The 22,581-nt window shown below is 63.2% G+C and carries 28 protein-coding genes and 1 other RNA gene; 11 read left to right on the forward strand and 18 right to left on the reverse strand.

The window, feature by feature from the left end:
* Position 1: 1 nt before the first annotated feature.
* The 12 genes from AC5P5V_RS14855 to AC5P5V_RS14910 form a co-directional block, all read right to left on the reverse strand.
* Positions 2–781, reverse strand: a complete 780-nt coding sequence (locus AC5P5V_RS14855; RefSeq protein WP_009521734.1) for a crossover junction endodeoxyribonuclease RuvC — start codon at positions 779–781, stop codon at positions 2–4.
* Positions 778–2,967 (reverse strand): AAA family ATPase, encoded by a 2,190-nt coding sequence (locus AC5P5V_RS14860; RefSeq protein WP_490003366.1) that lies wholly within the window; start codon positions 2,965–2,967, stop codon positions 778–780. Before AC5P5V_RS14860 ends, AC5P5V_RS14855 begins: the two co-directional genes overlap by 4 nt.
* Positions 2,964–3,719 carry a PD-(D/E)XK nuclease family protein gene (locus AC5P5V_RS14865; protein ID WP_236213225.1) on the reverse strand — a complete coding sequence of 252 codons (756 nt, stop codon included), beginning with the start codon at positions 3,717–3,719 and terminating at the stop codon, positions 2,964–2,966. Before AC5P5V_RS14865 ends, AC5P5V_RS14860 begins: the two co-directional genes overlap by 4 nt.
* Complete coding sequence (locus tag AC5P5V_RS14870; protein ID WP_236213224.1) at positions 3,719–3,982, reverse strand: DUF6511 domain-containing protein; 264 nt, start codon at positions 3,980–3,982, stop codon at positions 3,719–3,721. The genes AC5P5V_RS14865 and AC5P5V_RS14870 overlap by 1 nt, the downstream gene beginning before the upstream one ends.
* A 155-nt stretch (positions 3,983–4,137) precedes the next feature.
* Positions 4,138–5,814, reverse strand: coding sequence for a DEAD/DEAH box helicase (locus AC5P5V_RS14875; protein WP_236213223.1), 1,677 nt, complete (start codon positions 5,812–5,814; stop codon positions 4,138–4,140).
* A 13-nt stretch (positions 5,815–5,827) separates the two neighbouring features.
* The gene (locus AC5P5V_RS14880; RefSeq protein ID WP_009521739.1) at positions 5,828–6,433 is read right to left on the reverse strand and encodes a hypothetical protein; all 606 of its coding nucleotides are present in this window, start codon (positions 6,431–6,433) and stop codon (positions 5,828–5,830) included.
* Positions 6,434–6,435: 2 nt separating this feature from the next.
* Positions 6,436–7,311, reverse strand: coding sequence for an ATP-binding protein (locus AC5P5V_RS14885; RefSeq protein WP_236213222.1), 876 nt, complete (start codon positions 7,309–7,311; stop codon positions 6,436–6,438).
* Positions 7,308–7,622, reverse strand: coding sequence for a hypothetical protein (locus AC5P5V_RS14890; protein WP_236213221.1), 315 nt, complete (start codon positions 7,620–7,622; stop codon positions 7,308–7,310). Before AC5P5V_RS14890 ends, AC5P5V_RS14885 begins: the two co-directional genes overlap by 4 nt.
* 5 nt (positions 7,623–7,627) lie before the next feature.
* A complete protein-coding gene (locus AC5P5V_RS14895) occupies positions 7,628–8,098 on the reverse strand; it encodes a hypothetical protein (RefSeq protein WP_495215930.1) in 471 nt (156 codons plus the stop codon).
* Positions 8,095–8,307: a helix-turn-helix transcriptional regulator gene (locus tag AC5P5V_RS14900; protein ID WP_009521743.1), complete on the reverse strand. Its 213-nt coding sequence runs from the start codon at positions 8,305–8,307 to the stop codon at positions 8,095–8,097. The genes AC5P5V_RS14895 and AC5P5V_RS14900 overlap by 4 nt, the downstream gene beginning before the upstream one ends.
* Before the next feature lie 182 nt (positions 8,308–8,489).
* Positions 8,490–9,494, reverse strand: a complete 1,005-nt coding sequence (locus AC5P5V_RS14905) for a hypothetical protein (RefSeq protein ID WP_236213219.1) — start codon at positions 9,492–9,494, stop codon at positions 8,490–8,492.
* Positions 9,457–10,668, reverse strand: a complete 1,212-nt coding sequence (locus AC5P5V_RS14910; RefSeq protein WP_495215931.1) for a hypothetical protein — start codon at positions 10,666–10,668, stop codon at positions 9,457–9,459. Before AC5P5V_RS14910 ends, AC5P5V_RS14905 begins: the two co-directional genes overlap by 38 nt.
* A 223-nt stretch (positions 10,669–10,891) precedes the next feature.
* On the opposite strand from AC5P5V_RS14910, the gene AC5P5V_RS14915 reads away from it, so the two are divergent.
* The 7 genes from AC5P5V_RS14915 (at position 10,892) to AC5P5V_RS14945 (ending at position 15,985) form a co-directional block, all read left to right on the forward strand.
* Positions 10,892–11,212: a helix-turn-helix domain-containing protein gene (locus AC5P5V_RS14915; RefSeq protein ID WP_236213217.1), complete on the forward strand. Its 321-nt coding sequence runs from the start codon at positions 10,892–10,894 to the stop codon at positions 11,210–11,212.
* A gap of 17 nt (positions 11,213–11,229) precedes the next feature.
* Entirely contained in the window at positions 11,230–12,120 is an 891-nt protein-coding gene (locus AC5P5V_RS14920; RefSeq protein WP_495215932.1) for an ImmA/IrrE family metallo-endopeptidase, read from the forward strand.
* A 17-nt stretch (positions 12,121–12,137) separates the two neighbouring features.
* Positions 12,138–13,352 carry a hypothetical protein gene (locus tag AC5P5V_RS14925; RefSeq protein ID WP_236213215.1) on the forward strand — a complete coding sequence of 405 codons (1,215 nt, stop codon included), beginning with the start codon at positions 12,138–12,140 and terminating at the stop codon, positions 13,350–13,352.
* A 125-nt stretch (positions 13,353–13,477) separates the two neighbouring features.
* Positions 13,478–13,696, forward strand: coding sequence for a hypothetical protein (locus AC5P5V_RS14930; RefSeq protein ID WP_236213214.1), 219 nt, complete (start codon positions 13,478–13,480; stop codon positions 13,694–13,696).
* On the forward strand, positions 13,693–14,199 hold the full coding sequence (locus tag AC5P5V_RS14935; RefSeq protein WP_236213213.1) for a DUF2924 domain-containing protein: 507 nt from the start codon (positions 13,693–13,695) through the stop codon (positions 14,197–14,199). Before AC5P5V_RS14930 ends, AC5P5V_RS14935 begins: the two co-directional genes overlap by 4 nt.
* On the forward strand, positions 14,196–15,551 hold the full coding sequence (locus AC5P5V_RS14940; RefSeq protein ID WP_236213212.1) for a recombinase family protein: 1,356 nt from the start codon (positions 14,196–14,198) through the stop codon (positions 15,549–15,551). The genes AC5P5V_RS14935 and AC5P5V_RS14940 overlap by 4 nt, the downstream gene beginning before the upstream one ends.
* Positions 15,548–15,985, forward strand: coding sequence for a LacI family transcriptional regulator (locus AC5P5V_RS14945; protein WP_236213211.1), 438 nt, complete (start codon positions 15,548–15,550; stop codon positions 15,983–15,985). The genes AC5P5V_RS14940 and AC5P5V_RS14945 overlap by 4 nt, the downstream gene beginning before the upstream one ends.
* Before the next feature lie 3 nt (positions 15,986–15,988).
* Here the strand turns inward: AC5P5V_RS14945 and AC5P5V_RS14950 are convergent, their stop codons facing one another.
* The 3 genes from AC5P5V_RS14950 to ssrA all read right to left on the reverse strand — a co-directional run bounded on the left by AC5P5V_RS14950 (position 15,989) and on the right by ssrA (position 18,204).
* Positions 15,989–16,906 (reverse strand): nucleotidyl transferase AbiEii/AbiGii toxin family protein, encoded by a 918-nt coding sequence (locus AC5P5V_RS14950; RefSeq protein WP_495215933.1) that lies wholly within the window; start codon positions 16,904–16,906, stop codon positions 15,989–15,991.
* Positions 16,903–17,502 (reverse strand): type IV toxin-antitoxin system AbiEi family antitoxin domain-containing protein, encoded by a 600-nt coding sequence (locus AC5P5V_RS14955; RefSeq protein ID WP_236213209.1) that lies wholly within the window; start codon positions 17,500–17,502, stop codon positions 16,903–16,905. The genes AC5P5V_RS14950 and AC5P5V_RS14955 overlap by 4 nt, the downstream gene beginning before the upstream one ends.
* A gap of 348 nt (positions 17,503–17,850) precedes the next feature.
* Positions 17,851–18,204: a transfer-messenger RNA gene (ssrA, locus tag AC5P5V_RS14960) on the reverse strand.
* Positions 18,205–18,424: 220 nt separating this feature from the next.
* Here ssrA and AC5P5V_RS14965 point away from each other — a divergent pair.
* Positions 18,425–18,997, forward strand: a complete 573-nt coding sequence (locus AC5P5V_RS14965; RefSeq protein ID WP_061477942.1) for a hypothetical protein — start codon at positions 18,425–18,427, stop codon at positions 18,995–18,997.
* A 75-nt stretch (positions 18,998–19,072) separates the two neighbouring features.
* On the opposite strand, the gene smpB is transcribed toward AC5P5V_RS14965, so the two are convergent.
* Entirely contained in the window at positions 19,073–19,576 is a 504-nt protein-coding gene (gene smpB, locus AC5P5V_RS14970) for an SsrA-binding protein SmpB (protein ID WP_005416174.1), read from the reverse strand.
* 57 nt (positions 19,577–19,633) lie between these two features.
* Here smpB and AC5P5V_RS14975 point away from each other — a divergent pair, with 57 nt between their 5' ends.
* Both AC5P5V_RS14975 and AC5P5V_RS14980 read left to right on the forward strand, forming a co-directional pair.
* Positions 19,634–20,059: a type II toxin-antitoxin system RatA family toxin gene (locus AC5P5V_RS14975; RefSeq protein ID WP_231352671.1), complete on the forward strand. Its 426-nt coding sequence runs from the start codon at positions 19,634–19,636 to the stop codon at positions 20,057–20,059.
* Positions 20,060–20,062: 3 nt separating this feature from the next.
* Positions 20,063–20,320: an RnfH family protein gene (locus AC5P5V_RS14980; protein WP_072168307.1), complete on the forward strand. Its 258-nt coding sequence runs from the start codon at positions 20,063–20,065 to the stop codon at positions 20,318–20,320.
* Positions 20,321–20,354: 34 nt separating this feature from the next.
* Here AC5P5V_RS14980 and AC5P5V_RS14985 read toward each other — a convergent pair whose 3' ends face one another.
* Positions 20,355–20,747 (reverse strand): outer membrane protein assembly factor BamE, encoded by a 393-nt coding sequence (locus AC5P5V_RS14985; RefSeq protein ID WP_005409234.1) that lies wholly within the window; start codon positions 20,745–20,747, stop codon positions 20,355–20,357.
* Positions 20,748–20,850: 103 nt separating this feature from the next.
* On the opposite strand from AC5P5V_RS14985, the gene fur reads away from it, so the two are divergent.
* The gene (gene fur, locus AC5P5V_RS14990) at positions 20,851–21,258 is read left to right on the forward strand and encodes a ferric iron uptake transcriptional regulator (RefSeq protein WP_005409235.1); all 408 of its coding nucleotides are present in this window, start codon (positions 20,851–20,853) and stop codon (positions 21,256–21,258) included.
* Between the two features lie 58 nt (positions 21,259–21,316).
* On the opposite strand, the gene AC5P5V_RS14995 is transcribed toward fur, so the two are convergent.
* The gene (locus tag AC5P5V_RS14995) at positions 21,317–22,561 is read right to left on the reverse strand and encodes an SGNH/GDSL hydrolase family protein (RefSeq protein WP_231352672.1); all 1,245 of its coding nucleotides are present in this window, start codon (positions 22,559–22,561) and stop codon (positions 21,317–21,319) included.
* Positions 22,562–22,581: the final 20 nt, after the last annotated feature.

Consider the following 22,581-nt stretch of genomic DNA (forward strand, 5'->3'; position numbering starts at 1 on the left):
CTCACACCTCCTGTGTCTCGACGGCCCAGTGCAACAGCGCAATGGCATCGGCTTCGTTGTCGTCAGCCGGTGCGTGGCCACGCAACCGGGCGGCGCTGATCATCTGATCCTTGTTCGCGTTGCCCTTGCCGGTGGCGTGCTTCTTGATCGTGCCCACCGGAACGCCCTGGTACGGGATCTGGTGGTGCTCGCACCATGCGGTGAGGTGGGCCATGAAGCCGCCGTAGGCGTGTGCCGCATCGACCCCGGCGTGGCGGCGCACCTCCTCGAAGTACACGGCGTCGATGCCGTCGCAGGACTGCTTGATCTCGGTGAGCCAGCGTTTGAATCGCAGGTAGCGCATGCCGCCACCCTCGAAGCGCTGCGGCTTGAAGGATTCCGATCCACTGGTCACTGCGCCATCGCGGTCGCGCAGTGCCCAGCCTGTCTGGGTGCCGAGATCCAATGCCAGGATCGAGGACCGGGATGGCCGCCGATGATCTGATCCCGGGTGGCCGGCAAGCCCCCTACGTAGAGTGGAGGGACCATCTGGTCCCTCTCCTACGTAGTAGGAGGGGGAGTTTTCGCCAACTGGAGAATGGGAGAAAGTCCAGCAACCACGCGGGTTTGCGCCAGTTGGCAAGTTGGAATCGTTGCCAACTGCCAACTGCGGGTAATTTCCCGCAATACCCTGATTTACCTGGACTTCCAGTTGGCAGGGGTTTGCCAACTGCGGGTAGTTGGCAAGGAAATGGGTGCAGTTGGCAACGGCGCTACCAACTGCCGATTGGGCAATGTTCATGAGGCCTCCGGGTCGTTCAGTTCGTCGTGATAGACCCACACATCTGGGTTCTCGACAGGCATCGAGGCGCCGGAATGCGGGCACTTGTAGTGGGTGGGGAGCACCGTGTGCTCGCGCATCGGCAGCTCGCCGGTGGCGGTGTCGACATCGCCAGCTGGCAAGCGCAGCACCATGCCTTCTACGCAGAGATAGCCGAACTTGGTGCGGCCGCTGGAGGGCAGACCGTAGTCAGCCGCGTTGCGGAAATACTTGATGTAGCCCTGCGTCGAGAGCGCGGAGACGCGTTCGCGGATGGTGCGCTCGCCCCCCAGGCCAGCCTTGCCCTCGAAGGACTCCGCGAACTGGTTGGCGGTGTAGCAGCGCCCGTTGCCGGCCTCCTCGAACAAGATCTGGAGGATCGCGTCGCGCTTGCGGCGGCGCTCGGCATCCAAGCGCTCGCCGTAGTCCTTCATCACCAGCCGCTCGTTGGCATCGACCTCGCGCCACTCGCCGTTGATCTTGTCGACATGCCGTTGCGGGATACCCGCGCCGTTGCGCAGCTCAAAGATCAGCTGGCGGGTCGTTCTGGTCTCGTCGGGCCTGAACAACAACATCCCGGTCGAGTAGTAGCCGCGCAGACTTCCCGCGCCGGCCAGTGCCTGGAACGGGTCCTCCTCGAACTGCTTCTTGCCGAGCTTCTTGGTGTGGTGGGCGAGGATGACGCCGGCGTCCGGATTCACTGCCTGGCGAATGCGCTCCACCCGCTGGGACAGGAAGAACAGCATCGCGCCGTTGTCGTTCTCGCCACCGGCGTCACCGCCGTCGAAAACGTTGCGGATCGGATCGATGGCGATGATGTCGGGAGGCTCGCCGCCGAAAGCCTGCGCGATCGCCGGGATCACCTGCGCCAGCCCTGCGTCATCGAGCACCAGCCGCAACTGCGGTGTGGCGACGAAGTTGGCGCGGGCATCCAAAAGCCGGTGTGATGGCAGGCGCACATCCTTCACGCGCTCGCGCAGGTAGTGGTACTGGACCTCGGCCTGCAGGTAGAACACGCGCAGCGGACGGGGTGGCTGCATGCCGAGGAATACAGCGCCTGCAGCCATGTGCGCCAGCCAAGACAGCAGGAAGTCGCTCTTGCCGACTTTCGGTGCGCCACCGAACACCAACATGCCAGCCGGTGTCAGCACGCGCGGAGCGATCAGATCCGGGGGCAGCGGCGAGTTGTCATCGAGCAGTTCGCCGAGCGTGAAGGTGGGCAGAGAGGGAGCCGCTGCCTTTACGATCCGTCGGTCACCCTGGGCGATGAATGCCGCACAGTCGAAGCCCTCGTCGACAGCGTCTGCTGCATCCCACTTGGCCGGCTTGTCGGTCGGCGGCACCAAAATGGCCACGGATGCGCTGCCCGCCATCACGCAAGCGCGTGCTGCGCTCTCGGCGTAGTCCCAGCCAGGGGCATCCCGGTCCGGCCAGATGACCACGGATTTCCCGGCTAATGGACGCCAGTCGGTCTTGTCGACTGGTGCCTTGGCGCCGTTCATCGCGGTGGTGGCCGCAATGCCGCAGGCAATCAACGCAGCCGCACATTTCTCGCCTTCGACCAGGACGACCTCTCGCGCTTTCCCGATGGCCGGCTGGTTGTAGAGTGGCCTGGGGTCGGGGGCGCGCCACATGCGGGCTCGCACATCCCATGGGCGGTACTCTTTGCCTGTCGGCGGGTCATACCGGTAGACGCAGGCGATCAGCTCGCCATCGGGAGTCAGGTAATCCCATTTGCCGGTGTAGGCGCCGAGGTCATCCATCGGCACGCTGCGAACATCACGGCGCATCGGCGTGCCAACCGGGGTAGCAATGCCGAGCCACTGCCGGATCTCTGCGGCGATACGTGGGAAGTCGCTGCGGGCGGATCGACCTTGCGAGCGCGCCCACAGATCGATGATGTCGCCTCCCTCATCGGTGGAGAAGTCTTTCCACAGGCCGTGCCGTGGTCCGTCCAGCTCAACCACCAGACTCTTGCCCGGGTTGCCATCGACATCACCGACGTAGAACTTGCCACCCCGGATGCGCCCCTGCGGAAACAGGTAGTGGAGGACCGCCTCAAGTCGATCCAGCAAGCCAGCGCGCAAGGCATCGGTGTCAGAGGTCAGTTCGTCGCGCTGCTCGGGCGCGTCATTGAAGTCGAGCCAGATGATGTTGTCGGCCATCATGTCGAACTCCAACAGCGGTCCTGCCAGGGGCAGAACTTGCACTCGACATGCGTTGGGGTGGTTGCATGGCGCGGCAGCAGTTCCTGGCTGTCCGTTGCCGTGATGACCCGAACCGCGCGATCGGACATGCGCTGTGCCAGGCCGCCGTCAAACGGCACCAACTCGAACCAGATCTCCTCGGAGTCCTTGTTGATCGCAGTGAACAACGCTGGGTTCGTGGAAATGCCCGGGATGCTGGCTTCCATGTAGGCCTGATAGATGGCCATCTGCGCGGCATAGACCGGTTTGGATTTGCTGACGCCGTGCTTGACCGTATCCCGCCAGGACTTGTCGTTCATGGTCTTGCACTCCCACAGGGCCGGATAGCTCATTCGTAGCTCTGCGGGGCCGCCGTTCAGGACGCCATCGACGTGCCCTTGAATACGGCCGCCTGCAACGGAAAAGCCGAACTGACCGCCGCTGGCCTTTTGGGTGTACAGATCGAATCCGGCCATGCGCAGCCAACGAATGGCCAGCTCTTCGAGAGCGTGTCCCACCTCGAAGATGCGCAACACGCGACCCGGGATTTCCCTTCCAGCATCGACAGGGGTTTGGAGATACTCGTACTGCAACGCCCGCTCGCAGGCAACGCCCAACCGAGACGCACCGAGATAGTTGCGACGGGGTTGGTTGTCGCGTTCGGCGCTAAGTGCGGCGTCGATGAGCGCGCCGATCTGCTCGTGGATCTTGGGGCGGTGATTGAAGTCCAGCATCAGAACGGCACTCCCGTCGAAGCGGACTTGCCTTGGCGGGCGAGTCGCTCCTCAAGAAAAGCGCGGTCCTTCTCCGCCATCCGCTCGTGCTCGACGAGCATGTGTTCCTGGTAGGCGGTCACCACCACGTCGATCAGCATCAGCACTTCGTCTTTGCTGTAGTCCGCCAGCGGGCGCTGCATGCCGATGGCGCCGACATACTCTCCAAGCGGCGCCAGGCAGGACGCCATGGCGGCGAGCTCCATATCACTGGGATCGATCATGTGACCTCCCGTCTTTTCCATGAGTCGCGAAAATGCGTTCTGGCAGCGCATGGAGCAGAACACCCAGCGGTCCGAGTAACGTCGAGGATCGCTGCGCGGCAGGCGTGGATTGAAATAGCCGAATCCCTTGGCCTTTCGGGAGCAGACTGCACATTTCACGCGGCCTCCCGGTGGGCATCGTTGGCAGCCACCACGAGGCGCTGAATCGACGACTTGTTGAACTGGAACGACAGCAGCGCCGAGGCCTGATAGCGCGTCATGCCAAAGTCGGCGCGCAGCGCCTGCGGCAGATACTGCAGTTGCTTCGCGGTCGGCGGTTCGTTCAACCAGCGCCGGGTCTTGTGCGCGGAGTCTGCCGACTCGCGGTCATTCAGCCAGTCATCGGCCTTCGCCATGCAGACGGTGCGATCGCCAACGGCCAACAAGCGCGGCTGCAGATCCTTACCTCCGCCCACGGCGTGCCAGCGCCCATTCAGGAAGAACACGCCACCCCAGGCGTTGAAGCCGGTGGCCATCAGTGCGTCGTCGCAACCGAACAGGTCGCACCAGCGGAAGTTGGAGCGCTTGAGCAGGTCGATCTCGGTCATCACGAAATCGGCCAGCGCATCACCTTCCTCTGTGGTCTCGTTCTCCCAGACGAATCCGCATAGCGGGCATTCGCGGCAACCGAGCGGGACGGTGGCTTCACAGGACGGGCAGTCTTTGGTCGGCGCTTCCCCGTGATGCTGGTGCCCGTCGAGGTTGACGTCCTGTTCCAGGGAACCGTGCATCAAGGTTGCGGTGCCGAAGTCCAGGACCACGCAATCGGTCTTGATGACTCCCGGATGCTCCGCTGGGTCGATGGTGCGCAGGCCGCGCCCGATCATCTGGGTCAGCGTGGACTTGTGCGAGCTGGGTCGCAGCAGAACGACACACGACGTGGGCGTGAAGTCGTAGCCTTCGGTCAGCACAGCCACGTTGACCACGACTTGCGCGGTGCCGGATTCGTAGTCGGCCAGTCGTGCCTTTCGCTCTGCGTCTGGGAGCTCGCCATGCACGATCACGGCAGACACACCGGCATCCTGAAAGGCCCGGCGCACGCACTCGGCATGGGCGACGGTCGAGCAGAACACGATCGTCTTGCGCTCGCCGGCCTTCTCCCGCCAATGACGGATCACCGCATCGGTGATGGGCGTCTTGTTCAGAATCGCCTCGACTTCCGTCATGTCAAAGTCGGTGGCCGTGCGACGAACTCGCGTCAACTGCTCCTGGGCGCCGACATCGATGACAAAGGTGCGGGGCGGTACGAGGTGGCCGGAGGCGATCAATTCGCCGAGGGTGATTTGATCCGCGACGTTACTGAAGACCTCTCGCAGTCCCTTACCGTCACTGCGGGCAGGTGTCGCCGTCACCCCGAAAATCTGAGCGTGCGGGTTCTTGTCCAGCACCCGGTCGATCACACGGCGGTAAGACGTCGAGGCGGCGTGGTGCGCCTCATCGATCACCAGCAGATCGAGTGTTGGTATCGCGGCGAGATGGTTGTCGCGCGACAGCGTTTGCACCATCGCGAATGTGGCGCGCCCGGACCAGGATTTGTCCTTGGCATCGAACACGGAGGTGCTGACGCCCGGATTCACCCGTGCAAACTTGGTCAGGTTTTGGCCGGTCAGTTCATCGCGATGAGCGAGGATGCAGGCCTTGACATCTGGCTCGGCCAACAAGCTGCCGGCTACCGCCGACAGCATGATGGTCTTGCCCGACCCGGTGGGGCCAACAGATAGGGTGTTGCCGTGTTGGGCGAGCGCCGCCAAAGAGCGCTCGACCAGCAGGGCTTGGCGGGGGCGGAGCATCATGGCGGCGTCCCCCTTACTGTGCCCAGCTCGGGCGACCCGGCACGGAGGCACGGCCCGTGGCCTGTGCATACGCATTCGACCCGTTTGCGGGTGCTGGCGCTTTCGCTGCTCCCTGCGCGCCACCCATGAGGGCGGCGTAGTCCTTGTGGTCGGGCGTGATCGCAGCCTTGATCACGCTCTTGTCCTGGCCGTTCTGGTCTTTGTCCCAGTCGACCTTGCCGAGAAACTCGATGCCATCAAGATCGGCAAACCCGCTGATGCGGCGCGCGTTTTGCGCAGCAGGACTGTTGTCGCCGGGGTGAACGCCGCGCGCTGAGTTGAGGATCGCCTTGACGAAGGTGCGGCCCATGTTGGCCCACTCAGGGCCTTTCGGGCTGTGCAGGCCGATCAGCGACCACATCTTGCGACGGGCGAACTCACCCTCCATCACGACGAACTCGCAGTTCAGGTACACCGAGCCGGTGTTGTCGTTGCGGGTGGCGTAGCCGCCGGTCCATCCCTGCGACGGATCATCGAAGCCACCCGGCTTGATGGTCATGCGGACGCGCACCAGCGTGCCCTTGGGAATCAGGTCGAATGAGGTCTGTTCGGAAGCGGAATTAAAATCGAAATAGGTCATGATCAGGACTCCTGAGTGGAAGTGGATTCGGGGATGGCAGCGGGCGCGGGGCGCGCGAAATCGAGTCGCTCGGTGGCGGGCCTGGCAGGGCCGCCGATCTTTTCCATCAGGCGGCCGAGGTGCGGTTCCTCGATCGGATCGAGTCGGCCAGAGCGGTCCTTGGCGGGGTAGCCCCATGCGTTCAGCGTGTGGCAGACGAAGGCGCGGTAACTGGCGCCGTCATCGGCCTTCAGCTCGGCCAGGGTGACGACCTCATCGACGATGCCGGGCAGTTCCAGACCGGTCTTGGAGCCGTCGATCTGCAGCGAGAACACGCGGCGATTGAAATCGTCCAGCCGCTCGTCGAGGATGCCGACGAACCACACGTTCTTGCCGCGCGTGTGCTGCAGGTGGGTCAGCCAGCCAATCATTTCCTGGCCCATCAGCCCATACGCACCCCGGCTGTCGGGTTTGCCGGTTTTCTCGGAGTAGGCCTGGGGCTGGCCTTTGCACCATTGCAGGCACAGGCGACCGGCCACGGTGATGGAGTCGACGAACACGGTGTCGTACTTCTCCAGCACGGCCGGATCGCCGAAGCGCGCGCACACGGCATCGAAGTGGGCTTGGCTGAACGGCTGGTCGTCGCGCAGTGCCGGGTTCGGCCCGCCGATGTACACCGCGAAGTCACGACACTCTTGCCAGGTTCGCGGACGGATGGTGTCGCCCGCCCAGCCCTCGACGGCCAGATCCCCAGCCTCGAGATCGAAGAACAGCGTGGCCGTGGGTTTCAGCGTCCAGAGCTGAGACGTCTTGCCGATGCCGCTCTTGCCGACGAGCACGCCTTTCACACCACGGCGCTCGGCCAGGCGCTGGTCTGCAGTAATGATGGGGAGGCTCATTTGCCGGCCTCCTCGGTGCTGATGCTGGAAAACGCGTCAGCGACGGTGGTCACGCCGAGTGCGCCGTGCTTGCGGGCCATTTCGTACAGGTCGCGCAGACCGCCCAGACGGCGATGGATCAGACGGGATTCCGACTCCATGCCCTGGATCGCGAAGGCCAGGTCATCGATGGTGGCGTCTTCGAGGCGACGAACGACTTCGTCCGGGCGATTGCCGTCCAGTGCCGGGATGCGGATGTTGTCCGGCAGATCACGGAGATACATTTCCGGCTGCTTGCGCAGCAGTTCGAGCAGCGTGGGTTTGGTTTTCATGGCGATTACTCCTGAAGCAGAGCGAGACGAAAGCCCGGCTTGCCGGTCTTGAGGGTGCGTGCCGGGGCGAAGGCGCTCTTGAGCGACTCGGGCCACGCGTTGAACTTGGTTTCCGAGATCCGGTAGCTGATCTCCACATACTCGGACGGGTCGTCACCGTTGGCGGCGATGCGCTGGGTGATCTCGGCGAGCCGCTTCTGATCCCAGTCGACTTTCTTGGGCAGATCGGCGGTGATGCGGACATGCCCGTCGTCGAAATGGACGACGCCGGTGTCCTTGCCTGCTGCCAGGCGGAGCTGGTGCGCGTGTTCGGCATACTTGAGATCCAGTGCGCGATCGACGTGCTCGACGATCGCCTTGGCAGCGGCGAGAAGATCAGCAGCGTCGTTCTTGAGCTGGAACAGCGACTCGCTGGCAAGCGCAGCCAGTTCGCCGGCCGGGGTGGTCAGGACCTCGTCGGGGGAGATGCGGTTCACAGCGCACCTCCCGCATTGACGCGTTCAGAGGTGCTCTTGCGCAGGCTCTCGGACTCGTAGGCTTCGATGTCCTCGATGCGATAAGCGACGCGACCCTGCAGCTTCAGGAATACCGGGCCGATACCTTCGGAGCGCCAGCGTTCAAGCGTTGCTTCGCTAACTCCCCAACGTTCGGCCAATTGGCCTTGATTCAGATGTTTGACACTCACGATGCACTCCTTCTGGTTGTTGCGAATTCGTGAGGTCAGTTTCGAAGTCGGCCTGTACGGGCGTCCGCCGCCGCCATGTACGGGCTGATGTACGGGCGCAGCTTCTGCGGGGAAAAACGAGGCCCAGAAAGCAAAAAACCGCCCGAAGGCGGTTGTGCGTGGTCCTGCCAACTGGTGGCCGGTCAATCTCGGCGGAAGCCATACTTCCCCTTTTCAGGGTTGTCGATGTAGTCCTCCCAGTCGGTGTTGCCACTGAACAGGTTCTGCATGCGCTGACTGCGTGCCGTCTTCTTGTCTGCATAGGCTGCGTCGAGAATTTCAGCGGCTGGGAGAATCCACCTGTCGTTGATAGCCTGCTCGAACATGTAGCGGACTGCCGCAGCCTGACGCTCGCCCTTGATCGTCCAGGGCTTGGTCTTGGTGCGGATGGTCAGCGTGTTGGTGTACTCGTCGAAGTGCACCGGCAACACGGGGCGGATCGCGCCATCGGGCGGAGCGGCCAGTATTCGATGCAGGAGATCCATGTCGATGCACGGCGTGGCGACGTAGTCGACGATTGAAGCTCGTAGCGATGCGAATCGGTAGCATCGCGGCGGCCGGACAAACTGCGGCAGCACACCGCCTGACGACAAGATCAGGCCCTGATCAGGCAGACTGGTTTGGCTGAAATGCCGAAACACCTGTTCGACGGATCGCGCCAACCCACGAACAAGCCAGACGTCTGTCAGTGCTGGTCCCACTCTGGTCTTGCCAAGATGCCACAGTGAATCGTCCAGCAAGGGCGCCTCGATTCCCTTGCGCAGGGCCTGCGCGATACCGAGAAGATCAGAGACGACGTTCAGGATTGCTGGCGGTCGGACGCTGAAGACTGCGACCTCTGCGGCCGGGACGAACTTCCATCGAAAAGTCTCGGGGCACCGGTATCGATAGCGGTCAGGCTGGTCATCCTCCGCCAGGTCGACATGCACGCGGTCATCGCCGAGTGGCGCTGGGTAGCTGCCGGAATAGCCGACGCAATCCGCCCAGTGTTCCAACTGCTTGGCGGTCAGGGAGGTACGCCCGAAAGCGCTCCACCCTGGGACGCCATGAAGCCGCTGTCCATCTCCATCGAGAATCGGCTGTCCCGACTGCTCGAACAGGTCGATCAGCTCAAGCAGCGACTGCGTCGGCAGGGGCTTCGACGACATGGCCAATCTCCTTCACCAGATTCCATTTGGCGAGCAGCCGATCGCACAGCGCCCGGTCCTTTTCCCGCTTCGTCTTGATGTTGCACTTGTTGTCGTCACGCAGGATCACGGTGATCGTCCGCGCGCGGTCCTTGCCGACCTTTTTCAGCTTGATGGACAGCTTGGCGTAGTTCAGGTGGTGATCGCGGAAGTCGAAGGTGGGGCTGATCAACGACCGAGCAGCGGTGTAGATGTCGTCGGCATCCTTGGTCCAGATTTTCACGAGCAGCGAGCGACCGTTTGCAGCGGAATAGCCGAGCTCGACGACCTTGACGGACGTCACCAGCTCACTGGCAATGTCGAAGTTTCGTGGTGCCGCCAGGCTCTGGTAGTCGTACTGCTTGAGCGGGATCTTCTCGCCGGTGATCGGCGATTGCAGCAGGGAGTCGGCCACGATTCGGGCCAGCGCTTCGCGCCCATCCGTATCCTTCGACAGCACCTCCAGGTGTCCATTGGTCGGCTCATAGGTGATGTGCGATGACACCGCCCGGATCACCTCTTGTGGCACCAGTTCGCTGGCCTGCACGCAGTCGATGATTTCCGGCGGGCGGTTGTGGTGGATGCTGATCTGGTAGAGGTCCACGTCTTCGCCGGTCTGCGTATCGGGCCGCAGGCGCTTGAAGATCTGGATCGCGACGGCGTCATCGGAACACCCGAGCTGTTGGGCGACGGTTTGGTGGAACGCCGTCTTGGCAGCTGCATCGTCGAGTACAGCAAGGTTGGCGGGCGCCATGAAGCCCGAGTAACAAGAGGCGCTTTGCCGAAACACGTCGGCCTGCCGGGCGTTCAGCGCTTCCTCGAAGAGTGCGGGCTCATGGACATGGAGCCACAGCGCCCGCTGGTACTGGTTCGGGATCGCGGCGAAGGCTTCCCGGGCGGCGTCATCGAAAATGTCGTCCTTGAAGCCGTCGATGACGTCCTGGCCGGCGCCGTCCGACAACAGCACGATTCGTTCGGCCACTTCCTCGATCCGCTGCCGCTCACTCACCCCAAGGGCGGACAGCACGGCCTCCATCTGTTCACGCTGCTCCTTTTTCGGCTTCTTGGTGTCCAGGTCCGGCATGGCCAGGCTGAACTCGTCCACGATGAATTCACGGAACACTGCCGGCGGCAGGTGGCCCAGGAGTTTGGTCAAATTCTCTGCATCGTTCATCTACATACCCCTCAAAAGGTTTGGATTGGCTTGGTATCAGCCCCGACGGCCCCTTTTCCTGAGTGGGGTGTGCAGACCGATGACGTTCGGTGTACCGAACGATTGTGATTGTCTCGAAGCGATTAGGGGTTTGTCAAGCAGGTACGAATTCGTTCGGCGTAGTGGTATCATTTTCGGCCTGACGCGAACACATGAGGAGATAACGGTGCCATCGCCCCTGGGGGACAAGATCCGCGCATTGCGGAAGCAGAAGAAGCTCAGCCTGGAGCAGTTGGCCGAGCTGACGGACTCCAGCAAGAGCTACATCTGGGAGCTGGAGAACAAGGACGATCCGAAACCATCGGCCGACAAGATCGGCAAGATCGCCGCCGTCCTCGATGTCACCACGGAGTTCCTGTTGACCGAGTCGGCCGCCACGCCGGACGAGCAAGTGCTCGATGAGGCCTTCTTCCGCAAGTACAAAACCATGTCGGAGCCGGACAAGAAGAAGATCCGCAAGATCCTCGATGCCTGGGAAGATGAATGACGGATGCGAAGAAGCCCATGGCCGAGGCCAATCGCATCTCGTCCATGCTCAACACGGTTCTCGGTGCGGATCGCTTTCCGGTCAAGGTTGATGAGCTGGCGCTGGAGTATTCCCGCCAGTGCTTCTCAGACTCGCCGATCGACAAGGTCCAGGGCGAAGATCTAGACGGTTTCGATGGTCTGCTGAAAGCCAATAAGTCGCGGTCGAAGTGGCTGGTCCTCTACAACAGTGCCACCCCGTCGGAGGGTCGCAAACGCTTCACGATTGCGCATGAGTTCGGCCACTACATCCTTCACCGTCACCAGCAGGACATTTTCGAGTGCGGCGACGGCGACATCGAAACGGGAGACAACAACGAGCGCGACATCGAGGCAGAGGCGGACTTGTTTGCTTCAACCCTGCTGATGCCGCTGGACGACTTCCGGCGCCAAGTCGACGGCCAGCCGATCAGCTTCGATCTGCTGGGCCACTGCGCAGACCGCTATGGTGTATCGCTCACGGCCGCCGCCTTGCGCTGGACCGAGATTGCACCCAAACGAGCGGTGCTCGTGGCCAGTCGCGACGATCACATGCTCTGGGCCAAGTCGAACAAGGCAGCGCTCAGGTCCGGCGCCTACTTCGCGACGCGCAAGAACACCATAGAGCTGCCGCACGATGCGCTTGCGCACAGCTACAACGCCTTTGGCATGGCCGACAGCCAGACAGGGCGTGCCCAGTCCTGGTTTGCCCGTGAACCCGCCAGCATGCCGGTCACGGAGATGACGCGCGTCGCGGGTCAGTACGACTACACGCTGACACTGCTATTGCTGCCTGAGGCCGAGTGGCAGGGAGCGCGGCACGATGATGAGGAACCGGAGGAAGACACTTACGACCGCTTCATCCGCAATGGCCAGTACCCGGTTCGATAGCTGATGGCGGATCGGTCATGAGCGCCCACAAGTGGCAATTCGCTTCCCGCTTTCGCCGTCATTCCTTTGGCTGGCGGTCCGACACGCCGGTGCAGCGGATCAAGGAAGCCATCACGGAGATCAAGCAAGTCGCCCGCAAGGAGCCCGTGCTCGCGGCTGAGGGCGCCATTACCCTGCTGGAAAAGCTCTCCCCGGCGCTGGAACAGGTGGACAGTTCATCGGGCGCACTGGGTTCGGCCGTCAACAAGGCCATCGATACCCTGGTGCCCATCATCGTCAAGGCTGACGTTGAGCCGAAGCTGCGGCAACGCTGGCTCGAACGCTTGTGGCAAGCGCTGCAAGACGACGAGATGCCCTACATCGAACTGCTCGGCGATTATTGGGGCGAGTTGTGTGTGACACCGGAACTGGCGTCGCACTGGGCCGATGAGTTTTTGCCGGTCGTTGAGAGCGTGTGGAGCCCGAAGGCTTCCGGACATGGATTCTTCAAAGGCACCAGCGCTTGCCTGGCATCGATGTACGCGGCGGGTCGCCACCAGGAGTTGCTGGCACTGCTCGACAAGGCGCCGTTCAAGTGGTGGCACGATCGGCGCTGGGGTGTGAAAGCGTTGTCAGCGATGGGCAAGAAGGCGGAGGCGATCCGCTACGCCGAGGAGTCGCGCGGTCTCAATGATCCTGGCTGGCAGATTGCCCAAGCCTGCGAAGAGATCCTGTTGTCCTCCGGTTTGCTCGACGAAGCCTACCGCCGCTATGCCATCGAGGCAAATCAGGGCACGACGAATCTGGCGACGTTTCGCGCCATCGCCAAGAAGTATCCCCACAAGCAACCGGAAGAGATCCTGCGCGACCTGGTAGCCAGCGCGCCTGGCGCCGAGGGCAAGTGGTTCGCCGCCGCGAAGGATGCGGGCCTATTTGATGTGGCGATCGAACTGGTCACGCGCAGCCCGACCGATCCGCGCACGCTGACACGCGCTGCCCGTGACTATGCCGAGAAGCAGCCAGCATTCGCGCTCGCAGCCGGCTTGGCCGCGTTGCGCTGGATCTCTCTTGGACACGGCTATGAGATCACCGGCACTGATGTGCTCGATGCTTATTCGGCAGTCACGCAGGCGGCGGTGAACGCTGTTGTGCCAACCCAGCAGGTCAATGAGCGGATCCGGGACATGATCGCCAGCACCCAGCCCGGCAATTCGTTGATGACGACCATCCTCGCCCGTCATCTGGCGAATTAAACGGGACCTGCTTTTCGCATCAACCCGCATCGGTTCGCACGACTCCGAAACTCCCTCATGGTGTCGGCGGCAGTCCATCCGGACAATTTCACTGCATGTGAGTTTGACCGAGAGGACCGCCACCAATGCATCAAATCAACCATCTACCACCGGAGCGGATGACCCCAGAACAGCGTCGCCACGAGATCGCGTCGTTGCTGGCTAACGGCCTGGCACGCATGCGGATCAGCGACGCGGAACAGTGCGCACATAGCGCCGAAGCGAGCGAGTTTGAGCTTGGCTTCTCTGGCAACCAGCGCGTTCATACAGACCCCGTCAACAAGACAACTACGGAGTCGAAATGAGCACGCAAACACCATCATTTTCCACGCCGCCATCGGTGGCGGCGCAGATCGCCAGGCTGCCCGAGATGCCGATGGCAGAGATCCGGGCGCTTTGGCAGAAGCTGGTCGGTGGCGACACGCCCACCCACAACCGCCAGTTCCTCGAACGCCGGATTGCCTACCGGCTGCAGGAGCTGGAATTCCGCAAGGTCGACGCCAACCTGCTGGATCGCAACCAGCGTCGCATCGAATCTCTGGTCGAAACCGGCAAGGTGAAAAAACGCGACCGCGATTACCGTCCGGCCGCAGGCACGGTACTGGTCCGCGAATACAAAGGCGTGGAGTACCGCGTGATCGCCACCGCCGACGGCCAGTATGACTTCCAGGGACGCATGTACCCGAGCCTCTCGATGATCGCCCGCGAAATCACCGGCATGCGCTGGTCGGGGCCACTGTTCTTTGGGCTCAAGCCGCCATCCAATGCCAAGACCAAGCCGTCCAACAAGAAGAGAGGTGGACGATGAGCGAAGTCTTGAAGCGCCGCATGCGCTGCGCGGTCTACACGCGCAAATCCACCGACGAAGGACTCGACCAGGAATACAACTCCATCGATGCCCAGCGCGACGCCGGTCATGCCTACATCGCCAGCCAGCGCGCCGAGGGCTGGATTCCAGTAGCCGACGACTACGACGATCCCGCCTTCTCGGGCGGCAACATGGAACGTCCGGCGCTGCGCCGCATGATGGCGGACATCGAGGCCGGCAAAATCGACGTGGTCGTCATCTACAAGATCGATCGCCTTACGCGCAGCCTGGCGGACTTCTCCAAGATGGTCGAGGTGTTCGAGCGCTACGGCGTGTCATTCGTGTCGGTCACCCAGCAGTTCAACACGACGACCTCGATGGGTCGGTTGATGCTGAACATCCTGCTGTCCTTCGCCCAGTTCGAGCGCGAGGTCACCGGCGAACGCATCCGCGACAAGATCGCAGCCAGCAAGCGCAAGGGCATGTGGATGGGCGGCGTGCCACCGCTCGGCTACGACGTCGAGAACCGCCGACTGGTGCCCAACGAACGTGAGGCCAAACTGATCAGGCACATCTTTCAGCGTTTCGTCGAACTCGGCTCCAGTACTGCGCTGGTCAAGGAGCTGAAACTGGATGGCGTAACGTCGAAGGCGTGGACCACGCAAGACGGCAAGACGCGCGATGGTAGACCGATCGACAAGGGCCATATCTACAAGCTCCTCAGCAACCGAACCTACCTTGGTGAGTTGCGGCACAAGGATCAGTGGTACCAGGCCGAACATCCACCCGTCATCAGCCGCGAACTGTGGGACAGCGTCCACGCGATCTTGGCCACCAATGGCCGGGTGCGCGGCAACGCAACGCGGGCAACCGTGGCGTATCTGCTCAAGGGCATCGTATTCGGCAACGATGGTCGAGCACTGTCGCCGTGGCACACGACCAAGAAGAATGGCCGTCGGTACCGGTACTACGTGCCTCAGCGTGACGCCAAGGAGCACGCGGGCGCCTCAGGCCTGCCGCGCTTGCCGGCCGCCGAACTCGAGTCGGCGGTACTCGACCAACTGCGCGCGATCCTGCGTGCCCCGAATCTACTCGGCGACATGCTGCCGCAGGCGATCAAGCTCGATCCAACCTTGGACGAGGCGAAGATCACCGTGGCCATGACCCGGCTCGACGCGATTTGGGATCAACTTTTCCCGGCCGAGCAGACCCGGATCGTGAAACTGCTGGTCGAGAAAGTCATCGTGTCACCCAACGACCTCGAAGTGCGGCTGCGCGCCAACGGCATCGAACGCCTGGTGCTGGAGCTGCGCCCCGAGCCGGTCGAGCAACAAGTGGAAGCACTGGCATGAGCGACATCCGCATCCAGAAGACCGGCGAGCCCGACATCCTGCAGACCAGCGACGGCAGGCTGACCTTGTCCGTGCCGATCCAGATCAAACGCCGCAGCGGCCGCAAGCTGGTCACCTTGCCAAACGGCGAAACCGCGCCGGTTAGACCGTGGGACGTAGCACCAACCTCAATCCAACTGGCGCTGGCCAGGGGCCACCGCTGGCTGGCGATGCTGGAGTCAGGAGAGGCGAAGTCCTTGAAGGAGATCGGCACGCGGGAAGGGATCGACAACAGCTACGTGAGCCGGATGGTCAACCTGACCACGCTGGCCCCCGACATCGTGGCGGCCATCCTGGACGACGCATTGCCGAACCACATCACGCTGTTCGATCTGGCGGTTGATCCGCCAGCGCTGTGGGATGAGCAGCGGGAGCGAGTCGGCCTTCCGCGTTGAAAATCAACCCGCGTCTGCAGGCGACCACGGACCACCTGCCTGCCAGCGGGCTGAAAACACCGCGCTGGCATTGGCCGCCTTGATGACGGGAAGCATGAACGCGACCAGTGCAGCAATGACGTCATTCAGCGCCAGCGCTTCCAGGCGGTTCTTTTTCAGGAAGGCCTGCCACTGCGCCTGTTTCTGCGCATCTTGCGCAAACGCATCGGTGAGGCCGAATGGGACCTTCCCAGTCAGAGCGGTTTTACGTCGACCGAAGGTCGCCTGAATCGCTTGGCGAAGGGTGTCGCCATCGAAGTCGGTGTGCTGCGCCAATATCCACAGATCGAAATAATCCTTCATGCGACTGTTGGCGATGCCAAGGGACGACAGCGCCTCGAATTTCTCGGCCACCACGGTGTAGCGCGGATAGACCCGCAGCTTGGGTGCTGCGAACTCCGCCAGCATGACGGGGTATTCGACATCCTCCGGGCCAGGCGTCACGGCGTCGCCGAAGCCGATATCGATCTGGATCTGGCAGCGCGCGCCATCGATCACACCGAGCAACGTCACGCGCACACCAGCGTAGTTCGCCTCCTTGCGAATCTCGGCGGCGTGCAAGGTGTCGGGTTGAAACGCCACGCCGTCGTGCGTTTCGATCGCGCAGATATCCCTGAAGACGGCTTCGATGTGCGGCAGCTCTGCCGAGCCGAATCCCAGAAAATCAGCATCCCTGGTTGGGCGATGTGGAATGTCGAACCACAGGTCAAACAGCAAGGCACCCTTGAGCAGAAACTGATCCGCGTGCTTCGAGATGCTGATCCGGTACAGCAGCCGCTCAATCGCATAGCGCGTGAGGACCAAGTTGAAATCCTGCTTGGTCTCGCGGGCGCGGTTGAGCAGACGGGCACGTACTGATGCCGCCACGTTTCGTTCATTCATGACAGGCTTTCCATGTAGGGGCGCATCACATTGGCCACGCGGCACAGCGTGGCATAGCGCCAGAGTTCGTCCATGCTCACGCGCTTGGCACGCCAGGCTTCCTGCAGCGCTTCCATCGCCACATCGAGGCCGATCTTGTTGCGGAACTTGAAGCAGTCGGCCACGGTGCGAGCAATGTTGGTCACGCGCACGGTCACGCCATCGATCTGGTGTTCTTCAATCCCATCGGTCAGCGCGGGGCCAGAAAAGCGCACGATGCGCAGCGGCGGGTAATCCATCTTGGGCGAACGAGCCTTGTTGGGAATGGCGAGCCAGACCTCGAATGGCGACTGCGTGGTGAGGTCGTGCACGCGCAGTGCCGACAGCAGGCAGACGATGGCTTGCGGGTGTTTGCGTGCCACCTCGGCCAGCGTGCCATGCTCGGATACGCTGCGATCGGGGCGGGCATACAGACCGCGACCCACGCGGGTGAGCAGGCCCTGCCGAACCAGCCGCGTGAGAGCGACACTGGGCAGACCCAGCGCATCGAGATCGCGCGGGCGTATCAGGCCGCGCTGGGCGGCGAGATCCAGAATGGTCTGATGCGAAGTTTCCATGCCGCCATGATGTTGCATTACGTCGGTAGTTGTCAATATCTACCGACAAAACACAACGTAAGCGGTTTCCTTTGCTATCCGATGCTGTAATCCAACCGCTTGATTCGTCCGCGCGTAACTCGTTGATATATAAGGCTCAAAATTCGGGCCTTTGCGGACTTCGGGCCAGTTCCGGGGAGCGAGGTCGGAGCGAGGAATGGCCAGGAGAGAATGAAATGTGGCAGGGAACGGGCAATTCGGGCGGCTGGTGAAGTCCGCAGGCGTTCGCAGGAACCCCCAGCAACACGCGGAAACCGGCGCGATCGGGCAAGAAAAAACCCCAACCGAGAACGGTTGGGGTTTCATTATTGGTGGAGGTGGGCGGAATTGAACCGCCGTCCGAAGGCACTCCATCCCCAGCACTACATGCTTAGCTCACCGTTGGATCTCGTCCCCGAACAGCACGGTGCGCAAAGCGCATCCGGGAACCAGCCTGTTGTGTTCTAGTGCCGGACTGACAGGCAGCCGTCCAGCGCGATTCCATGATAGTGACTCTACACCGCGAGCATGGACACAAGCGGTTTCGAGGCTTAGGCCTTAAGCGGCCAGAGCGTAGTTGTCGTCGTTGGCAACTAGAGTTTTGCAGCTGGATTTACGAGGAAAGCTACCCCCTCGGCATGCGCCAGGCGACTTCACAACCCCCGTCGAAACCAATGCACCCCCGGTTTCTTCAAGTTCTGCAAGGTACAAGGCCTGTTTCGTGTCGCCACGGTCAGTGCCTGCCCAACAGTGGCAATGCTACGGCAAAACAGCTGAACAGTCACCTTGGCAATCCGCAACAAGTTGTAGAGCCTCCGTCATAGCGGATTGGTAACGTCATGGGCACGAATTTGCGACACACTGGCGGCGACCATCCGGGCCAGGACAAACACGGAGACTGTGGGTGACCGAGGCAAGCCAACAACGCAGCCTACGACAGCTGGTCGGGCCCGTCGGGGCCGACTATCAGCGGCGCGCGCTGCCGCCCGGCTGGGTCTGGGCGGTACTGGCGGCGTTGCTTGCGGCCACCGCGCTGACCGAACTGCCGGCCACAGCGGCCGCAGCACTGGTCGCCAGTGCGGTGGTGGTGCATTGGTCGCAGCGCGGTCGCATCCATTGGCTGGGCTGGCGTCTGCCGGGCATGGCGGTGTTGGCGGCCCTGCTGTGGGGGCCGGAAGTGCTGTCGCAGTGGTTCGAGCACGGGCTGGCCGTGGTCCTGATGTCGCTGGCGAGCCTCAGCATCGGCGTGCATGTGTGGCAGTCGCGGCAGCTGGCGCGACAGCTGCAGGGCGCTGCCGATTCGCTGGATGACGCCCAGCTGCTGGCCCTGTTGCCGGCCGATGCGGCCCAGATGGCACAGCAGTGGCGCGCGGGCGATGACCGGCATGCCCCGGAACTGGCGGTCGTAATGCACCTGGCCGTGATGCACGCGGCGCTGGCACCGCGCATGCGCGGGCAGGGCATGCTGGCGGGGTGACCCGCCTTTTGTAGAGCCGAGCCTGCGCTCGGCTGCCCTTCTTGCCGAAGCCGAGCATGGCTCGGCGCTACAGCCTTACGCGTCGCGGTTGCCGCGACGCATCACACGCTGCTTCTCGATCGCCCAGTCGCGGTCCTTGGCGGCATCGCGCTTGTCATGGGTCTGCTTGCCCTTGGCCAGCGCGACTTCGAGCTTGATCTTGTTCTTGCTCCAGTACATCGCAGTGGGCACGATCGTGTAGCCATCGCGCTCGACCTTGCCGATCAGCTTGTCGATCTCGTTCCGGTGCAGCAGCAGCTTGCGCTCGCGCCGGTCATTGGCCACCACGTGGGTGGAGGCCTGGATCAACGGGGTGATCTGTGCGCCGATCAGGTAGATCTCGCCGCGCTTCACATAGGCGTAGGCGTCGATGATGTTGCCGCGGCCTGCGCGGATCGACTTGACCTCCCAGCCCTGCAGGGCGAGGCCGGCCTCGAAGCGCTCTTCGATGTGGTACTCGTGGCGGGCACGCTTGTTCAACGCGATGGTTTTGTTGGCCGTCGCGCTCTTTGCTTTATCCTTGCCGCTGTTCTTGCTCATTTCCGTATTGTCTCCGATTCGGGCCCGCCCGGTCGATTGCCGAAACGTCCTGTATTCATGCCTACTATCCGCCGCAGCGCCCTGGTCGAACATTCGGCCGCGCGCATGTTCGACCTGGTCAATGATGTCCAGGCCTATCCGAGCCGTTTCCGCTGGTGCTCGGCTGCCCAGATCATGGAGGAGGGCGAGGACCGCCTGGTGGCGCGCCTGGACCTGGGCCTGGGTTCGTTCAGCACCTGGTTCCAGACCGAAAACACCCTGCGGCGACCGCACAGCATCGATATGCAGCTGCGCGATGGCCCGTTCAAGCAGCTGCACGGCCGCTGGGAATTCCATGCGCTGGCCGAGGATGCCTGCAAGGTCACCCTGACCCTGGAGTTCGAACCCAGCTCGCGCCTGCTCGGTCCGGCGCTGGCGATCGGCTTCCAGGGGCTGGCCGATCGCATGGTCAACGATTTCGTCCGCGTCGCCGACGAGGGCTGAGCGATGATCGAGGTCGAGGTGGTACTGGCCTGGCCGCAGCGGGTGCTGTCGTGCCGCCTGCAGCTGGAAGAGGGGGCCACCGTCGCCGATGCTGTCGCGGCGGCCGCACTGGAAGGCAGTGCCGATTGTCCCGCCGTCGCCGTGCATGGCGTAGTGGCACGCCCGCACCAGGTTCTGCTGGACGGCGACCGCATCGAACTGCTGCGCCCGCTGCTGGCAGATCCGAAGGATAACCGCCGGCGTCGCGCGCTCGGCGGTTGATTCCGGAAGCCGTACCTGCGGACGGGCAGGGGGCTCAGCGGCCCTTCTTCTTCTTGTCCTTCGGCAGATTGCGGCCGAACTGGCGCACGGTCTGCTGGGCCAGGGCCTTGTCGTTGCCCGGGAAGTAATCGCCTTCCCAGCGGGTCACGGTGTCATTCTCGAAGAACACCACGAAGTTCTTCACTTCGGTACGGCCCAAGCGGTTCACGCGCTGGCTGGAGGTGTAGTCCCAGCGCTGGGCGTGGAACGGGTCGGGAATGGACGGGGTGCCCAGCAGCGCGGTGACCTGCTGCTTGCTCTGCCCGACCTGCAGCTTGGCCACGGCATCTTCCCGGATCAGGTTGCCCTGATAGATGGGTTGCTTGTAGATGATGCCGCACCCGGTGGTGGACAGGGCGACGGCGGCGACCAACAGGAGATTGCGCATCGGGACTGGCGGTTGGGGAAATCAAACCGATGATACACTCCCGGCGTGCCACCGCGACCCAATCCGAGGCAGCTGGCGCTAAATCGCCAATGAACGGAGACCTATGGAAACCCACGACCTGCGTAAAGTCGGCCTGAAGGTGACCCATCCGCGGATGCGGATCCTGGCGCTGCTCGAGCAGCGCAATGCCCAGCACCACATGACCGCCGAAGACATCTACCGCCAGCTGCTGGAGCATGGCGACGAGATCGGCCTGGCCACGGTGTACCGGGTGCTGACCCAGTTCGAGGCCGCCGGCCTCGTGCTCAAGCACAATTTCGAGGGCGGCCAGGCGGTCTACGAACTGGACCGTGGCGGCCACCACGACCACATGGTCGACGTGGACAGTGGCAAGATCATCGAGTTCGAAAGCCACGAGATCGAGGAGCTGCAGCGCAAGATCGCCGCAGACCATGGCTACGAGCTGGAAGAGCACTCGCTGGTGCTGTACGTGCGCAAGAAGCGCAAGTAAGCCGTTCCGGCCAGCTGGATGCGACGAAACCCCGGGCCTGCCCGGGGTTTTTCGTTGCTTACGGTAGATCCACGCCATGCGTGGATGGCCCCATGAGCACCTCAAGATCGACCGCCTCAGCCATGGCCCGGTTGCCGGCATCACCCGGGTGGAGGTGGTCGCCGGAGTCGTAGGCGGCGGCCATCCGTGAGGGATCGGCCGGGTCGCGCAGCGCCGCGTCCAGGTCGATCACTGCGTCGAACGGGCTGTCCGTGCGCAGCCAGGCATTGATCCGCTGGCGCAGGCCATCCTTGTCCGGGTGGTAGTAGTCGTCCAGTGGCGTGCCGGGCAGGGCGTCGGCAAACGGCGGCAGGGTGGCGCCAATGATCCGCACGCCACGGTGGCGGGCCTGTTCTGCCAGCGCGCGATACCCTGCCTGCAGTTCGGCCAGCGTGGGCCGGGCCTGGTTCCGGGCGAATGCGGTACCTGGCCAGCTGATGTCATTGATGCCGATCAGCACGATCACACTGGATACCGCAGGCTGGTCCAGCGCGTCGCGCCGGAAGCGGACCAGGGCGGATTCACCCATGCCGTCGCGCAGCAGCCGCCCCCCGGAAATGCCGGCGTTCACCACGGCTATGCCCCGCGCTGCCAGGCGCGCGGCCAGATGATCGGTCCAGCGCTGGTCCTGGTCGAGGCTGGCGGTGGCACCGTCGGTGATCGAATCCCCGATCACCACCACGCTGCGCGCGTCGGCGCCGGCCTCGACGTCAATTCCGGTCAGCAGCAGGCGGGCGGTGGTGCTGCTGGCTGCGCTCAGGTCCTGGGCCCGGCTCTGGTCGCCGGGGGCGATCCAACTGGTCTGGCGGCCTTCCCAATGGAACGTCTGAACGGTTGCCGGCCCCGGCACAAAGACGCTGACCTGCACTGCCTGGCGGTCATCCGTGGCCAGCGGGAGCGGATCGCTCAGCTGTTCCTGACCGGGCCCGATCAACACCCCGGGCTGGCCGCCGAAGCTGAGCGGTTGCGGGATGGCGCCCGCGCGTGCGGCCACGCTGGCTGCTCCGATCCGCAGCGGCTGGGTGCCGTAGGCATTGCTCAGCCGCACCCGCAGCCGCGGGCCGCCCAGGCTGATGCGCGCCGTTTGGCGGAAGGTATGGTCCTGCAGTGTGGCCGGGACCAGGGTCGGGAACAGGAAATCCGCGTTCCAGACCGGCTGCGGGCTGGCCTGCCAGCTGGCGACCCAGTGCGGGGCGGATGCGGCACTGGCGGCGCCGGACACGGCGAGCAGGGCGGTGGCGGTGAGCTGGCTCAAGCGGTTCATCGGGCAGTCCCGAGTGGAGG

The organism is Stenotrophomonas sp. YJH_SMC_130 (assembly GCF_059369035.1).

What these genes read in the sequence shown, in the direction of transcription:
- AC5P5V_RS14945 (WP_236213211.1), top strand. Translation starts at nt 15,548, where the DNA reads ATGAGCGACATCCGCATCCAGAAGACCGGCGAGCCCGACATCCTGCAG.
- AC5P5V_RS14860 (WP_490003366.1), bottom strand. Translation starts at nt 2,967, where the DNA reads ATGATGGCCGACAACATCATCTGGCTCGACTTCAATGACGCGCCCGAG.
- AC5P5V_RS14920 (WP_495215932.1), top strand. Translation starts at nt 11,230, where the DNA reads ATGGCCGAGGCCAATCGCATCTCGTCCATGCTCAACACGGTTCTCGGT.
- AC5P5V_RS14995 (WP_231352672.1), bottom strand. Translation starts at nt 22,561, where the DNA reads ATGAACCGCTTGAGCCAGCTCACCGCCACCGCCCTGCTCGCCGTGTCC.
- AC5P5V_RS14855 (WP_009521734.1), bottom strand. Translation starts at nt 781, where the DNA reads ATGAACATTGCCCAATCGGCAGTTGGTAGCGCCGTTGCCAACTGCACC.
- AC5P5V_RS14975 (WP_231352671.1), top strand. Translation starts at nt 19,634, where the DNA reads ATGCCTACTATCCGCCGCAGCGCCCTGGTCGAACATTCGGCCGCGCGC.
- AC5P5V_RS14880 (WP_009521739.1), bottom strand. Translation starts at nt 6,433, where the DNA reads ATGACCTATTTCGATTTTAATTCCGCTTCCGAACAGACCTCATTCGAC.
- AC5P5V_RS14870 (WP_236213224.1), bottom strand. Translation starts at nt 3,982, where the DNA reads ATGATCGATCCCAGTGATATGGAGCTCGCCGCCATGGCGTCCTGCCTG.
- AC5P5V_RS14985 (WP_005409234.1), bottom strand. Translation starts at nt 20,747, where the DNA reads ATGCGCAATCTCCTGTTGGTCGCCGCCGTCGCCCTGTCCACCACCGGG.
- AC5P5V_RS14955 (WP_236213209.1), bottom strand. Translation starts at nt 17,502, where the DNA reads ATGGAAACTTCGCATCAGACCATTCTGGATCTCGCCGCCCAGCGCGGC.
- AC5P5V_RS14865 (WP_236213225.1), bottom strand. Translation starts at nt 3,719, where the DNA reads ATGCTGGACTTCAATCACCGCCCCAAGATCCACGAGCAGATCGGCGCG.
- AC5P5V_RS14890 (WP_236213221.1), bottom strand. Translation starts at nt 7,622, where the DNA reads ATGAAAACCAAACCCACGCTGCTCGAACTGCTGCGCAAGCAGCCGGAA.
- fur (WP_005409235.1), top strand. Translation starts at nt 20,851, where the DNA reads ATGGAAACCCACGACCTGCGTAAAGTCGGCCTGAAGGTGACCCATCCG.
- AC5P5V_RS14930 (WP_236213214.1), top strand. Translation starts at nt 13,478, where the DNA reads ATGCATCAAATCAACCATCTACCACCGGAGCGGATGACCCCAGAACAG.
- AC5P5V_RS14925 (WP_236213215.1), top strand. Translation starts at nt 12,138, where the DNA reads ATGAGCGCCCACAAGTGGCAATTCGCTTCCCGCTTTCGCCGTCATTCC.
- AC5P5V_RS14935 (WP_236213213.1), top strand. Translation starts at nt 13,693, where the DNA reads ATGAGCACGCAAACACCATCATTTTCCACGCCGCCATCGGTGGCGGCG.
- AC5P5V_RS14940 (WP_236213212.1), top strand. Translation starts at nt 14,196, where the DNA reads ATGAGCGAAGTCTTGAAGCGCCGCATGCGCTGCGCGGTCTACACGCGC.
- AC5P5V_RS14950 (WP_495215933.1), bottom strand. Translation starts at nt 16,906, where the DNA reads ATGAATGAACGAAACGTGGCGGCATCAGTACGTGCCCGTCTGCTCAAC.
- AC5P5V_RS14875 (WP_236213223.1), bottom strand. Translation starts at nt 5,814, where the DNA reads ATGATGCTCCGCCCCCGCCAAGCCCTGCTGGTCGAGCGCTCTTTGGCG.
- smpB (WP_005416174.1), bottom strand. Translation starts at nt 19,576, where the DNA reads ATGAGCAAGAACAGCGGCAAGGATAAAGCAAAGAGCGCGACGGCCAAC.
- AC5P5V_RS14980 (WP_072168307.1), top strand. Translation starts at nt 20,063, where the DNA reads ATGATCGAGGTCGAGGTGGTACTGGCCTGGCCGCAGCGGGTGCTGTCG.
- AC5P5V_RS14905 (WP_236213219.1), bottom strand. Translation starts at nt 9,494, where the DNA reads ATGTCGTCGAAGCCCCTGCCGACGCAGTCGCTGCTTGAGCTGATCGAC.
- AC5P5V_RS14885 (WP_236213222.1), bottom strand. Translation starts at nt 7,311, where the DNA reads ATGAGCCTCCCCATCATTACTGCAGACCAGCGCCTGGCCGAGCGCCGT.